11 protein-coding genes are annotated in these 13,232 nt (G+C 67.2%); 6 read left to right on the forward strand and 5 right to left on the reverse strand.

The genetic code is table 11. The features are described from left to right. A partial coding sequence (locus ACFTZB_RS08950; RefSeq protein ID WP_378431158.1) for a hypothetical protein occupies nt 1-351 on the reverse strand: 351 nt, incomplete at its 3' end. A gap of 158 nt (nt 352-509) precedes the next feature. Between ACFTZB_RS08950 and ACFTZB_RS08955 the strand changes: the two genes are divergently transcribed. After that, on the forward strand, nt 510-1,727 hold the full coding sequence (locus ACFTZB_RS08955; RefSeq protein WP_378431159.1) for a CaiB/BaiF CoA transferase family protein: 1,218 nt from the start codon (nt 510-512) through the stop codon (nt 1,725-1,727). Between the two features lie 67 nt (nt 1,728-1,794). After that, nucleotides 1,795-2,688 (forward strand): hydroxymethylglutaryl-CoA lyase, encoded by an 894-nt coding sequence (locus ACFTZB_RS08960; RefSeq protein ID WP_378431160.1) that lies wholly within the window; start codon nt 1,795-1,797, stop codon nt 2,686-2,688. Between the two features lie 351 nt (nt 2,689-3,039). On the opposite strand, the gene ACFTZB_RS08965 is transcribed toward ACFTZB_RS08960, so the two are convergent. Then, nucleotides 3,040-3,774: a haloacid dehalogenase type II gene (locus ACFTZB_RS08965; RefSeq protein WP_378431161.1), complete on the reverse strand. Its 735-nt coding sequence runs from the start codon at nt 3,772-3,774 to the stop codon at nt 3,040-3,042. A 133-nt stretch (nt 3,775-3,907) separates the two neighbouring features. Here ACFTZB_RS08965 and ACFTZB_RS08970 point away from each other — a divergent pair, with 133 nt between their 5' ends. After that, nucleotides 3,908-4,546 carry a GntR family transcriptional regulator gene (locus ACFTZB_RS08970; RefSeq protein WP_124392389.1) on the forward strand — a complete coding sequence of 213 codons (639 nt, stop codon included), beginning with the start codon at nt 3,908-3,910 and terminating at the stop codon, nt 4,544-4,546. A gap of 3 nt (nt 4,547-4,549) precedes the next feature. Here ACFTZB_RS08970 and ACFTZB_RS08975 read toward each other — a convergent pair whose 3' ends face one another. After that, nucleotides 4,550-5,761, reverse strand: coding sequence for a PucR family transcriptional regulator (locus ACFTZB_RS08975; protein WP_378431162.1), 1,212 nt, complete (start codon nt 5,759-5,761; stop codon nt 4,550-4,552). A gap of 132 nt (nt 5,762-5,893) precedes the next feature. Here ACFTZB_RS08975 and ACFTZB_RS08980 point away from each other — a divergent pair, with 132 nt between their 5' ends. The 3 genes from ACFTZB_RS08980 (at nt 5,894) to hppD (ending at nt 9,937) form a co-directional block, all read left to right on the forward strand. Beyond that, the gene (locus ACFTZB_RS08980) at nt 5,894-7,228 is read left to right on the forward strand and encodes a Glu/Leu/Phe/Val dehydrogenase dimerization domain-containing protein (protein ID WP_225858122.1); all 1,335 of its coding nucleotides are present in this window, start codon (nt 5,894-5,896) and stop codon (nt 7,226-7,228) included. 13 nt (nt 7,229-7,241) lie between these two features. Further along, complete coding sequence (locus ACFTZB_RS08985) at nt 7,242-8,657, forward strand: amino acid permease (RefSeq protein WP_378431163.1); 1,416 nt, start codon at nt 7,242-7,244, stop codon at nt 8,655-8,657. Nucleotides 8,658-8,722: 65 nt separating this feature from the next. Continuing rightward, on the forward strand, nt 8,723-9,937 hold the full coding sequence (gene hppD / locus ACFTZB_RS08990) for a 4-hydroxyphenylpyruvate dioxygenase (RefSeq protein WP_378431164.1): 1,215 nt from the start codon (nt 8,723-8,725) through the stop codon (nt 9,935-9,937). 66 nt (nt 9,938-10,003) lie between these two features. On the opposite strand, the gene ACFTZB_RS08995 is transcribed toward hppD, so the two are convergent. Both ACFTZB_RS08995 and ACFTZB_RS09000 read right to left on the reverse strand, forming a co-directional pair. Further along, a complete protein-coding gene (locus ACFTZB_RS08995; RefSeq protein ID WP_378431165.1) occupies nt 10,004-11,677 on the reverse strand; it encodes a sigma-54-dependent Fis family transcriptional regulator in 1,674 nt (557 codons plus the stop codon). 106 nt (nt 11,678-11,783) lie between these two features. Beyond that, nucleotides 11,784-13,232 carry an aldehyde dehydrogenase gene (locus ACFTZB_RS09000; protein WP_378431166.1) on the reverse strand — a complete coding sequence of 483 codons (1,449 nt, stop codon included), beginning with the start codon at nt 13,230-13,232 and terminating at the stop codon, nt 11,784-11,786.

Consider the following 13,232-nt stretch of genomic DNA (forward strand, 5'->3'; position numbering starts at 1 on the left):
GCGCGGAGGAGTTCGCGGCGGCGGGGACGCGTTCCAGCCTGCTTGGGCGGCCGAGAACAGGTGGTCACACCCGTCGCGCCGCTTCGTGACCTCGCGCTGAAAGACATTCCCCACCAAGCGAACTCCGGCCCCCAACTGAGCATTGTGGTCAGCCATACCTTCCACGGTGGCGATCAGTGCACCAGATCGCTCAGCCCGCATCGAACCGAGTGCCCGCAGCCTCATTGCATGTCTCAAAATGTAAGATTTACCCCATTTGAAATGGGTAAATACCATCCCAATATTCGAGATATTGGTCTTGCTCCGGTTGTGTTGGCGGGCACACCTTCCGTAGGGTTCATCGTGATTCACTGAAACGAAGGTCTTCGTTTCCTCGAGTTTTCTTGCCAGAGCATTCGGCTCTCCCGATCGGAGACGCCCAGCAATGCATCGACTTCTGCATCCTCGGCTCCGCCGTGATGCAGTCACCGTGCCGGCACCCGATCGGTGCCGATTAGGAGGTCATCACCATGGAGAAGACGGACATCGGTCCCCTCGACGGGATCCGAGTGCTCGAACTGGGCAATTTCGTCGCCGCTCCGTTCGCGAGCAGGCTCTTCGCGGACTACGGCGCCGACGTCATCAAGATCGAACGCCCCGACATCGGTGACGAACTGCGCGGGTGGCGCCGGTGGCGGGGAACGACGTCGATGATGTTCCGGACCATCGCCCGCAACAAGCGCTCGGTCACCCTCGACCTCCGTACCCCCGAAGGAGCCGATGCCATTCTCGACCTGGTCCGCCAGTCCGACGTGATCATCGAGAATTTCCGCCCGGGCACCCTCGAACGCTGGAACCTCGGACCCGACCGCCTCGCCGAGGTCAACCCCGACATCGTCCTCGTCCGGATCTCCGGCTACGGCCAGAACGGGCCGTACAAGGACAAGACCGGGTTCGGAGGCGTCGCCGAAGCCTTCGGCGGCCTGCGCCACATCACCGGATACCCCGACCGCGAATCCGTGCGCGCTGCCGCCCCGATCGGCGACATCCTCGCCGGACTGCACGGCGCCGTCGCCGCCCTGGTCATGCTCCTGGCAAGAAAACGCGACGGCGGCCACTCACGGCCCGCCGTCGCCGACGTCGCCCTCTACGAATCGGTGTTCATGGCCGTCGAATCACTGGTCCCCGACTACGACGCGTACGGCATCAACCGCGAACGCACCGCCGGCAACCTGCCCGGCGTCGTCCCCAGCGGCGTCTACCCCTGCCGCAACGGCTCGGTCATGATCGCCGGCAACTCCAGCCGCGTGTTCGGTCGCCTCATGGAAGCGGTAGGCCGGCCGGATCTCGCCAACGACCCCACCCTCGCCGACGGCGACGTCCGCTACCAGCGCGAAGCCGAACTCGACGAAGCGATCACCTCGTGGACCACGCAGCACGACGCGGCCGAGGTAGTGACCGCACTCGATGCCGCCGGAGTTCCCGTCGGGGAAATCCTTTCCGCCGCCGACATCGTCGACAACGAGCACTTTCGCAGCCGCAGCATGCTGCAAAGCCACAAGATCCGCATCGAAGACGACCTAGAAGAGGTACGAATGCCCGGCGTCGTCCCCCAATTCGACGGCGTCGCGACACCGGTGCGGTGGGTAGGCCCCGAACTCGGCGAACACACCGACGAGGTTCTGACCGGGCTACTCGGCCTCGACGACCGGCAACTCGCCCACTACCGCGAGCGGAACATCATCTAAGACCACCCATCGCTGGACGGTGCCCTGCACTCTGCCCACGGCGCCGTCACGCACCGAAAGGTTGCCCATGCCCGTCATCATCACCGACGTCGTGCTGCGCGACGGCCTGCAGGACGAGAACGCCATCGTCAGCACCGACGACAAGGTCGGCATCGCCGACGCCCTCATCGCCGCAGGCGTTCGCAAGATCGAAGCAGCCTCGTTCGTCTCCGCCGCCCGCGTCCCCCAGATGGCCGACGCGGAGACGCTGATCCCACGGCTTCCCCGCCGGCACCCCACCGTGGAGGTCAGCGCCCTCGCCCTCAACGCCAAGGGCGTGCTGCGCGCCATCGCCACCGGTGTCGACGTGATCGAAATCGCCGCTTCCGCGAGTACGGGACACAGCCGGGTCAACGCCGGCAAATCCTCGGACCAGGCGCTCGACGACCTCGCCGAAGCCGTCCGCGCCCACCCCGGCCAGCGCTTCATCGGCGCCGTCTCCACCGCGTTCGTCTGCCCTTTCGACGGCATCATCGCACCGGAACGACTCGTTCGGGTCGCCGAAACGTTCGCCGCGATGGGAATCGACCGCCTCGCACTGGCCGACACCCTCGGCACCGCCACCACCGAGCACGTCCTGCGCTCCGTGGGAGCCGTGCGTGACGACCTCCCCGACGTCGAGATCGGCCTGCACCTGCACAACGCCGACGGGCAAGCCCTCGCCACCGCGCTGGCCGCAGCCACCGAACTCGACATCGCCCACTTCGACAGCGCCATAGGCGGTTACGGAGGCTGCCCGTTCGCCCCCGGCGCCCATGGCAACGTCGCCACCGAACAACTGGTCTCCCACTTCCACGACCGCGGCATCGACACCGGCATCGACGAAGCCCGACTCGCCCTCGCAGTCGCCACGGTCAAGGACGCCCTCGCCCGCTCACCGCGCATCGTCGAACCAGCGCAGACGAATGTCCGCATCATGTGACTTGACCAGCCATCCTCCGACACCGGCGGCTACCAGAGCGTGTGAGGGGGTGCGGGCGTTCCGCGTCGGCCTGGCCGGTGGAGATGACGACCACCTTCTCGGGCGCGGCCTCGAGGGGTCTTGCCCTGGAAATGCGCTACCGTGCGGGGGAACTCACCGTCCGACTTTCCGCTTCCCATTCCCGCGGAGAATTGCTCGCGTCGCGACGAAGTCACTGGCGGAAACCGTCGGGGCGCTGGAGCAAGCCTTGCCGGTACTCGTCCGCGTGAACGCGAACCTACGCGAGCACGCCCCGCGACGAAACGGCGTCATCGACTCGGAGTGACGTGGCGGGATGGGCCCCGCGGCGCGTCATTCGGTCCGCCCCGCCTCCTTCGCGGCGCGTGCGGCGGCGGCGAATTCCGCCATGGTGGGGAATTCGAGGGCGTAGGTGTAGTCGTCGGAGGGTTCGGGAGTCGCGCCCCAGCCCGGGCGGTCGTGGCGGCGGTTGATCCACACCGAGGGCAGGCCGTGGCGCTTGGCGGGCACGTGGTCGTGAAAGAGGCTCTGCGCCACGTGCAGAAGACGCTCGCGGGGAACCCCGAGTTCCTCCAGTGCGCCGTCGAGAGCCTCGAAGTGGTTCGGCGCAGGCTTGTAGGCCTTGACGTCCTCGGCGGTGATGATCTTGTCGAACTCGACTCCCAGGCGTGCGTTGCTGCCGGCGAAGCCCGCACGGTGGACGTTGGACAGGATGATCAGCTTGTAGTCCTGCGCCAGGGAGGCAAGTGCTTCGGCGGAGTCGGGGAACGCCGGCCAGTCGGGGACCGATGCGCCGAGCCTGGCGGCCCATTCGTCGCTGACGTCCTTGCCGAGCGTCTTCCCCGTGCGGCGGAAGGCGTCGGCGAGGATCGCCGGGTAGAGCGCGTCGGGGGTCTCGCGTTCGGCCCGGGCCTCGTTGTCCGCGTACGCGAGGAGCAGTTCCTCGTCGGTCGACGCCAACCCGGCCTCCTTCGCCCAGGGCGAGAGGACAGCGGCGATACCTGCCTCCCAGTCGATCAGGGTGCCGTAGCAATCGAAGCTCAAGGCGTCGTAGTCGGCCAGATTCATGGTGGTTCTCCTAGCGGGTTTTCGTAGTGTCCCAGCCCGGCAACCAAGGCGGTAATACTGTTATACAGTACAACAGAGCGCGTGAGGGTGGAAGACGGTATAGCAGATATACTGCGGCCGGAGGAGAACGCTAATGAGCCCAGTGCTGCAAACCCAGACCACCCGCGACGCGCTGGTGGCGGAGATCCGTGCCCAGATCCTCGGGGGTGCCCTCGCGCCCGGGACCCCGCTCACCGAGACGGGCCTTGCCGCCATGTTCGACGTCGCGCGCCCCACGGTGCGGTCGGCGCTGCAGGTGCTGACGAGCCGTCACCTCGCCCAGCAGTCCCAGGGTCGGTCGCTGATCGTTCCGGTTCTCGATCACGAGGACGTCCGCGATCTGTATTTCGTGCGGATTCCACTCGAGCTCGAAAGCGTCCGGGTCATCGTCGAGAACGGCATCCCCCTCGGCGAGGCGGAGCGGCAGCTCGAGAAGATGGAACAGATGCCGGCCGACGCCAGTTGGGCGGACCGAGTCGAAGTCCACTCGGCATTCCACGTCGCCATCATCGACGCCGTCGGCAGCAATCGACTCAGCCGAATCTATTCGACACTGCAAGACGAAATGCAGTTGTGCCTGGCGCAGATCCAGAAGTCGTACCCGAATCCCCGCGACCTCGCGACAGAGCATCGAAAACTCCTGGACGAGTTACGATCCGCCGACCTCGATCGTGCGCAGGGCGAGATGCGCAGGCACCTCGAGCGCGCGGTGGAGAACTACGAGACCACCTGATCGTCACGCCTGTCGGTCGGCGAGGTGCTGGTGCAGTTTGAGTGCGACGTGCAGGGCCGTGGCGCGCCAACCGTCGTCGAGGGCTTGATCGCCGAGTAGTTCGCGTATTCGGTTGAGCCGGTAGTACAAGGTGGCGCGGTGGATCGAGAGGGCCTCGCAGGTGGCGTCGACGCGCCGCCCGGCGTCGAGGTAGGCGACGACTGTCTTCCAGTGCTCGATACTGCCGTTACGAAGGAGGCGATCGGCGTCGGCGCTGAGGTTTCGCACCGTGTCCTGTCGTAGCGGTCTGCCGTAGAGCAGGCGCCAGGATCCGAGGTCCTCCCACTGCCGGAAGCGCGTCGAGCCGGTGTGCGGGTTGGAGAGTTCCGCGGCGAACTGCGCTCGGTGACTGCACTCTTCGAGATCGTCGGCGGTGTCGGCGGCGGCGGTGCCGGCCCCGACCACCTCGTATCCGGCGGCGTGCACGGCGCGGGTCAGGGTCGATTCGACCTCCCGAATCTCCCCTGCGGTCGTGTTCATGGAGACGGTGACCAGTCGGTCTTCGGCATACCGGGCCAGGAAGGGTCGGGCGAGCCGGCGGCGGGCCAGCTCGAGTTCCAGGTCTTGGTTGTCCTGGTCCGCCGGTTTCCCTCGGCGGCGCCGGCGGACTTCGGCAACGTGCACGCGCAGGTCCCCACGCGGCGGTAGGCGACCGCTCTCCAACGCTTCTCGGACCGCGGCGGATGCGGTCTGCCGTGTGGTCGCGGCCGTGAGAAGGCGGGCGAGTTCGTCTGCACGCTGGCGGATTTCGGTGTCGTCGGACGCGAGGAGCGGCGCCAGCGCGGAGACGGTGCTGCCGGCGTCGGACATCTCGCGTTCGGTGACGGGGGGTTCGTCGAACAACCACAGGTAGCCGAGCAGCGCCCCTTCCCGTCGGATGGGGAAGCAGACCCGCGGGAGCATGCCGTAGTCCTCGTTCCGGGGGAGCCGCACCGGCTCGGTGGAGGTGGCGACCCCGAGACTGAGCATCCACGGCAACGGAGGTTTCGGGGGCGCGCGGTCGATGATCGCGGTGACCCGGATCTGGTCGATCGGCCCGGTCTGGGCGCTCGCGCACAGCAGCTCGAAGCGGGGATTGTCGACGGCAACCGAGCGGTGCAGAGCGTCGGCCAGGTCGTCGACGAGCGCCTGCATCTCGCTGAGGCGGCTCGGTCCGTTTCCGTCGACCTTAGACATATGTCGAAGGTACTCGAGATGCGTGGCTAGAGACAACGCACTGGTCAGAGCTCCACGATGGAAGTCACTGGAACTGCGACCCGGGTCACATCGGGAGTAGCCGGGTAGACGTGGAAGACGAGGAGACACATCGTGGATCAGAGCATTTTCGCCCCGCTGAAGGCCGCCGGCCTGACGTCGTTGAAGTTGCAATACGACTGGAGGACGGATCGGCACCGCCTGTATGCGGCGAAGGAGTGGGATGCCGATCTGGACTTCGCACAGTACAACCGCAGCTTCCATGTGGAGAGTCTGCTGACGTCGGACGCGGTGTACCTGGGTCACGAGCAGGTCCTCGCCCTCTACGCCGAGCACGGCCTCGCCGACTACCTGAACGAGATCCTCGAGCTGCTGCGCGGCGGCAAGCACTTCGGCATCGAGGTCTACTACCACCAGGGCCGCGACATCCGGTTCATGTGCCACCAGCACAGCAGACGGCAGGGCCTGATGAACAAGCGCCACGCCACCCTGGCCGGCGGGATCCGTCGCCATCCGCTCGAAGAGCGCGAGTTGGACGTGATCATCGACGGCCTGAACCTCGGCCGTGCGATGAGCTTCAAGAACATCGCCGCAGATCTGGACTTCGGGGGCTGCAAGACCACCGTGCAGATGGACCCGCTGAACCTCGACGACCTCGAAGCGCTGGGCTTCCTGTCGTTCGCGCTCGACCACTGCCGCACCATGACCGGCCCGGACATGAACTTCCCCACCGCGATGTCCGACGTCATCAACGCGCACTTCTCGAAGTCGTTCACCAGCGGCCCCGCGTCACCGCTGGGCGAGACCGGCAAGCCCACGGCATACGGCACCTACCTGGCCCTGAAGGAGGCCGTCCGGTTCGCGGAAGGCACCGACTCGCTGTCCGGCAAGACCGTGGCCGTCATGGGCCTCGGTGCGGTCGGCTGGTCGATGGCCGAATACCTGCTCGACGGCGGCGCCCGCGTCGTCGTCTCCGACATCGACACCGCCCGCGCCGCGGACTTCCTCGCCACCCACCCCGGTCGGGCGGTCGAGTCGGTGCCCGTCGGGGCGATCATGGACATCGAAGCGGATGTGTTCTGCCCCTGCGCGATCGGCGGAATCCTCGACGAGGACACCATCCGGCGAATCCAGTTCCGCTACGTCTTCGGACCGGCGAACAACCAGCTCAAGGCCACCACGCAGGACGAGGAGATCCGGCTGGCCGACCTGTTGGCGGAACGCGGCATCCTCTTCCAGACCGAGTGGTGGCACAACACCGCCGGCGTGATGTGCGGCGCCGAGGAATACCTGCACGGAGCCGACGCGAACACCGCCGACCTGATGGCCAAGGTCGAACGCATCGTCCCCGCCAAGACCCGGGCCAACCTCACGCAGGCGAAGGAACTCGGCATCACGCCCACCGAGAACGCCTACCGCACCTGCGTCGACACCATCTACCAGCGATAAGAGCGAGCACACCATGGACGAACCGACAACGGCCGCCCCCGCGCAGATGCAGCGCGGACTCCAGAACCGTCACATCCGGATGATCGGCCTCGGGTCGGCGATCGGCACCGGGTTGTTTCTCGTCTCCGGGTCCACCATCCACACCGCCGGACCCGCCGTCCTACTGGCCTACGTGGTCGCCGGGGCGGTGATCTTCCTGATCATGCGGATGCTCGGAGAAATGGCCGTCGCCCGCCCGGTCTCCGGCTCCTTCAGCGAATACGCCCGCGAGCACTGCGGCCCGATCGTCGGGTTTGTCGCGGGCTGGAACTGGTGGATGACGTGCATCGTCGTCAGCATGCTCGAGCTGACTGCGGTGGGCACGTTCATGAATTTCTGGTTCCCGGGCCTGCCGCACTGGATGACCGCCGCCGTCGCCCTCGTCCTGATCACCGGCGTCAACCTCATCCACGTCAGCGTATTCGGGGAGTTCGAATTCTGGTTCACCCTGATCAAGGTCGCCGCCGTGGTCGCCATGATCGTCTTCGGTGTCGCCATCGTCTTCGGGGCGGGGCACTACGACTCCGCGGCGTTGAGCAACCTGTGGGACAGTGGCGGATTCGCCCCGCACGGGGTGACCGGGATTCTGCTGTCCCTGGTAGCGGTCACGTTCACCTTCGGTGGCATCGAGTCGCTCGGCACCACCGCCGGTGAGGCCAAGGATCCTGCCCGCAGCATCCCCAAAGCAGTCAACGGCGTCATCGTCCGCATCTTGGTGTTCTACGTCGGCGCGATCGGGGTCATGCTGATGATCTGGCCCTGGGCCCGGGTCGGGGTGGACGGCAGCCCGTTCGTATTGATGCTCGACGGGCTCGGCGTCGGTGGCGCTGCAACCCTGCTCAACATCGTGGTGCTCGTGGCGGCCCTGTCGGTCTTCAACACCATGGTCTACAGCAATGCCCGGGTTCTGCACGGCATGGCCGCGAAGAAGCAGGCACCGGCGCTGCTCGCCCGGACCAATCAGCGCGGAGTGCCGGTCACCGGCATCGTGATCAACTCCGCGATCACCGGGATCGTGGTGCTGCTCAACTACCTCTTCCCGGGTCAGTTGCTGATGATCCTGGTGGCGATCATCCTCTCCGCCGAGATCATCACGTGGAGCACCATCGCGATCAGCCACCTGCGATTCCGGCGGACCGCCGGTGCCGGCGCCTTCCGGTCGCCGCTGTTCCCCTACGCCAACTACCTGGTGCTGGCCTACCTCGCCGGTGTGGTCGCCCTGATGACCCAGCTACCGGATTTCCGCGCCGGCGCCATCGCCCTCCCACTCTGGCTCGCGGGCCTGCTGCTCGCTGCTCTCGTCTACCGGAAGATTCGCCGCAGCCGCGGGCACACCGACACCGAGTCCGCCGAGACCGGGCGGCCCCTGATCGACCACACCCCCACCTGACACCGGCACACGCAAAGACACTGCCGCCAAGAGTTTTTCACCCCGTACAGAATCGGAGAACATCCATGCCCCACAACACGCTCACCGCCCAGGAGACCGAGGCCGAGCTCGATCTCGAGCAGCTCCAGCAGCTCGTCGGCCTGGTCGACTACGACGCGAGCACCGACCCGTTCCCGGTCAGCGGCTGGGACGCCATCGTTTTCGTCGTCGGAAACGCCACGCAGACCGCGCATTACTACCAATCCGTGTGGGGCATGGAGCTCGTCGGCTACTCCGGACCGGAGAACGGCAACCGCGACCACAAGGCATTCGTCCTCAAATCCGGCTCGATCCGCTTCGTCGTCAAGGGCGCCGTCGCCCCCGACAGCCCCCTCGTCACCCACCATGCCACCCATGGCGACGGCGTCGTCGACATCGCCCTGGAAGTACCCGACGTCGACAAGTGCATCGCCCAGGCCAAGCGGGCAGGCGCCACCGTTCTCGACGAGCCCCACGACGTGGCCGACGAGCACGGGAAGGTCCGCATCGCCGCGATCGCCACGTACGGGCAGACCCGGCACACCCTCGTTCAGCGCGTGATCGACGGCCGCCGCTACGAAGGGGCGTATCTGCCCGGCTACACCGCGGCGCAGAGCACCTACGTCAAACGCGAAGGCGCACCCAAGCGACTGTTCCAGGCCCTCGACCACATCGTCGGGAACGTCGAACTCGGCAAGATGGACGAATGGGTCGGCTTCTACAACCGGGTCATGGGCTTTGTGAACATGGCCGAATTCATCGGCGACGACATCGCCACCGACTACTCCGCACTGATGTCGAAGGTCGTCGCCAACGGCAACCACCGCGTGAAGTTCCCGCTCAACGAGCCGGCGATCGCCAAGAAGCGCTCGCAGATCGACGAATACCTCGACTTCTACCAGGGGCCAGGCGCCCAGCATCTGGCCCTGGCCACGGGCGACATCCTCCGCACCGTCGACGAACTACGCAAGGAAGGGGTCGAGTTCCTCTCCACCCCCGACGCCTACTACGAGGACCCCGAGTTGCGCGCCCGCATCGGCCAGGTCCGCGTTCCCGTCGAGGAACTGCAGAAGCGGGGCATCCTCGTCGACCGCGACGAGGACGGCTATCTGCTGCAGATCTTCACCCGCCCACTCGGCGACCGGCCGACGGTGTTCTTCGAGATCATCGAACGCCACGGCTCCCTCGGCTTCGGCAAGGGCAACTTCAAGGCCCTGTTCGAATCCATCGAGCGCGAGCAGGACAAACGCGGCAACCTCTGACACGCCTTCATTGGTTCCCGATCGGTCTCCACGCCCGGACGATCGAGGGATCGTCGGCCGCCTTCGTCAACGCTGACGATTACCGGGTAGTTCGGAGGGCGCGTCATCGGGCGCCGGCAGGCGCGGACCCGTTGGCGTGACGGCGATTCCGAAGGTTCGGATGGCGCGATAGAGGGTGGTGCGGCTGATCTCCAGCTGCTGCGCGGCGGCCTTCTTGTTTCCGCCGGAGTCCTTGAGCGCCTTGACGATGGTGTCGCGCTCGGCCTGCTCCAGCGCGGTCAGCTGACGGGTCATCCGGCCGCGCCACTGCTCGGGGAGGTCGCCGACCGTGATGTCGCCCGCGCTGCGGGTGTCGCTGGCAGTCTTCACCGCGGTGTGCAGTTCGCGGAGGTTTCCGGGCCATTGCTGACCGGCGAGCGCTTCGAGTGCGGCCGGGGTGAACCGCACCTGGGAGGCCGCGCCGAGGTCGTCGAGCATCCTGTTCACCAACGCCGGGATGTCGGGGCGACGGTGCCGCAGCGCCGCGAGTTCGATTCGCTCGGTGCAATGCGCGACCAGCGTCGCGTGCTCCGGTCGCAGATTCTCGACCGGTGCACTGGTCAGGATGGCCCGGGCGCGTGCCGTGCGGAGGACGTCGGCTGTGCGACGGGCCAGGGCCGCCGGGAGAAGATCCACCGCTTCGATCACGACACAGCCCGGTTCGGCGAGCTTGCGCCGTACCTGTTCCGCCCACGTCCGCTCACCCATCTCGACGACCTCGGCGGCATCGAACCAGGTGCTCGGCTCGCCGGCCGCGGCGCGGGCCGCCGTCGTGCGGCCGGTCCCCGCCTCGCCGGTGACGAGGACGGACCCGGTCGCCGCGGCGGGGCCGGGCGGCAGCACCATCGATCGCCTGGTGAGCTCCTCGTGGAAGCTGAACAGGGCGGCGCCGCTTCCCGGGATCCGGAGCACCGAGGCCGACAGGCACTGTCCCGTCGACAGGCGGATGTCGCGGGTCGACTCACGATCCAGCGGCGCCTCGACCGCCAGTGCGCGCAGCAGCGCATGATCCGCCGGTTCGAGGATCTGCACCGCCGCGGTGTTCGCGAGCAGGATGTCGTCGCCGATGGCGATCACCGCGCGGGTACGGGCACGGGCCGTCGCGTCCTGAAAGCTGCGGAAGATCCGTTGCTCCGCCTGACGCGACTCCTCGAGGAGCCGCTCCCCGATCTGCCGTGCCGACCGAATCACGAACGGCGCCAACAGGGGGCTGTCGTCCTCGCTCAGGCAGGTGATGTCGAGGACACCCTCGATCCTCCGGGTCACCGGGTTGACCACCGGTTGGCCGTAGCAGCTGAATTTCTTCAGCGCCTCGATGTAGTGTTCCTCGCCGCGGACCGCCAGGCCCCGGCGCAACTCGAACGCCGTGGCGATGGAGTTCGTGCCAGTCGTCTCCTCGAGGAATCGGCGGCCTTCCACGGTGCCGACCCTCTCCAGTTTCGGTTGCAGATGCCGCTCGCCGTAGCGGAGGTCGACCAGTCGTGCGTTGCGGTCGGCGAGGATGACGGCGAAACCGGCCCCGTCCAGTTCACCCGCCATCTCGTCGAGCACCGGCGCCGCGGCGACCATGAGCCGGCTGCGGCGGTCGACTTCCTCGATCGCCGCGTCGTCGACGGACGCTCCCGGGTACAGCCCGCTCATCGCCACGCGCTGCCAGGACTGCGCGATGAGCGGTCGCGACGAATTGTCGAGTTCGGTCATGTCCCGACATTCCCTTCCACAGCTGACGCCCGTTTGTCGAGTCTACGTCCGGGCGGGCCTGGAGGACCCGGGCCTGCCGATACGGACCACCGACCCGGATCGCGTATCAGCCCAGGTAGACGGACTTTAGTTCCTGGTAATTGGCGAGTGCCTCGGGCCCGAGTTCCCGCCCGATACCGCTGGCCTTGACGCCACCGAACGGTGCGGTCGGTTCGGGCAGGTAGGTGTTGACGCCGATGGTGCCGGTCTGCACCCGCTTCGCCACCGCGAGGCCGCGTTCGGGGTCGTTCGTCCACACGGTGCCGCCGAGTCCGTAGTCCGAGTCGTTGGCGAGACGGACCGCGTCGTCCTCGTCGGCGTAGGGGATCAGCGACAGCACCGGTCCGAAGATCTCCTCCTGTGCGATGGTGTGATTGTTGTCGACGTCGGCGAAGACGGTCGGTTCGACGAACCACCCACGGTCACGGTCGGCGGGCCGCCCGCCACCGATCGTGACGCGCGCACCGTCGCCGCGACCCTTGGCGATGTACCGTTCCACCCGCTCCCGTTGCGCCGCCGTGGCCATCGGGCCGATCTGGGTGGTGTCGTCGAGTGCGTCGCCCACCTTCAGTGCGCCGGCGAAATCGGTGAACAGGTCCACGATTTCGGTGTAACGCGCCCGCGGTGCGAGTACGCGGGTGCCGAGGAAGCACGTCTGCCCGTTGTTAAGAAGCGTTGCGGTGAACAGCTTCTCCGCGACATTCTGCAGGTCCAGACTGGCGTCGTCGAGGATGATCGCAGCGGACTTGCCGCCCAGTTCCAACGTCACCGGGCGCAGCAGCCTGCCGCACACCTCGCCGATGGACCGGCCGGCGGCGGTGGAGCCGGTGAAGCTGATCTTGTCGACGTCCGGGTGGGCCACCAGGTGGGCACCGACCTCGCGGCCGCCGGGGACGATGTTGACCACACCCGCCGGGATGCCGGACTCGGCGACGGCCTCCGCGAACGTGTAACTGTCGAGCACCGTTTCCGGGGACGGCTTGATCACCAGCGTGCAGCCCGCCGCCAGCGCGGGGGCGTATTTGAACGCCGCCAGGGTCTGCGGGAAGTTCCACGGCACGATCGCGCCCACCACACCGAGGGGTTCGCGGCGCACCAGGGTGTTGCCGCCGAACAGGCCGGGGCGGGTCTCCTCGGTGGCCGTGTCCCGGGCGAGGCCGGCGTAGTAGCGCAGCAGGATCACCGGGAACGCGCCCTCGAGCTGGCGGGCAACAGCCACGGGCATGCCGTTCTGCGCACTGACGCGCTGGACGACGTCTTCCGCGCCGCGTTCGAGGATGTCGGCGAGGCGTTCCATGGCGGCGGCGCGGTCGGCCGGGGCCCACTGCGCCCACCCGGCCGGATCGTCGAATGCGCGGCGGGCGGCCGCCACTGCCGCGTCGACGTCGGCCTCCTGCGCCTCGGGCACGGAGCCGATCGGCTGTTCGGTGCTGGCCGAGACGACCGTGATCCGCTCACTCGTCGTGGGTCGAACCCAGTCGCCGCCGATGAACAGAGAGTCGTAGTGCAGATCCAT

The sequence above is a fragment of the Rhodococcus sp. NPDC057014 genome (assembly GCF_042673295.1).
Classification (GTDB): Bacteria; Actinomycetota; Actinomycetes; order Mycobacteriales; family Mycobacteriaceae; genus Rhodococcus_F.

Coding starts and splice junctions, on each gene's coding strand:
- ACFTZB_RS08955 (WP_378431159.1), top strand. CDS start 510: ATGGAGAAGACGGACATCGGTCCCCTCGACGGGATCCGAGTGCTCGAA.
- ACFTZB_RS08960 (WP_378431160.1), top strand. CDS start 1,795: ATGCCCGTCATCATCACCGACGTCGTGCTGCGCGACGGCCTGCAGGAC.
- ACFTZB_RS08965 (WP_378431161.1), bottom strand. CDS start 3,774: ATGAATCTGGCCGACTACGACGCCTTGAGCTTCGATTGCTACGGCACC.
- ACFTZB_RS08970 (WP_124392389.1), top strand. CDS start 3,908: ATGAGCCCAGTGCTGCAAACCCAGACCACCCGCGACGCGCTGGTGGCG.
- ACFTZB_RS08975 (WP_378431162.1), bottom strand. CDS start 5,761: ATGTCTAAGGTCGACGGAAACGGACCGAGCCGCCTCAGCGAGATGCAG.
- ACFTZB_RS08985 (WP_378431163.1), top strand. CDS start 7,242: ATGGACGAACCGACAACGGCCGCCCCCGCGCAGATGCAGCGCGGACTC.
- hppD (WP_378431164.1), top strand. CDS start 8,723: ATGCCCCACAACACGCTCACCGCCCAGGAGACCGAGGCCGAGCTCGAT.
- ACFTZB_RS08995 (WP_378431165.1), bottom strand. CDS start 11,677: ATGACCGAACTCGACAATTCGTCGCGACCGCTCATCGCGCAGTCCTGG.
- ACFTZB_RS09000 (WP_378431166.1), bottom strand. CDS start 13,232: ATGGATCTGCACTACGACTCTCTGTTCATCGGCGGCGACTGGGTTCGA.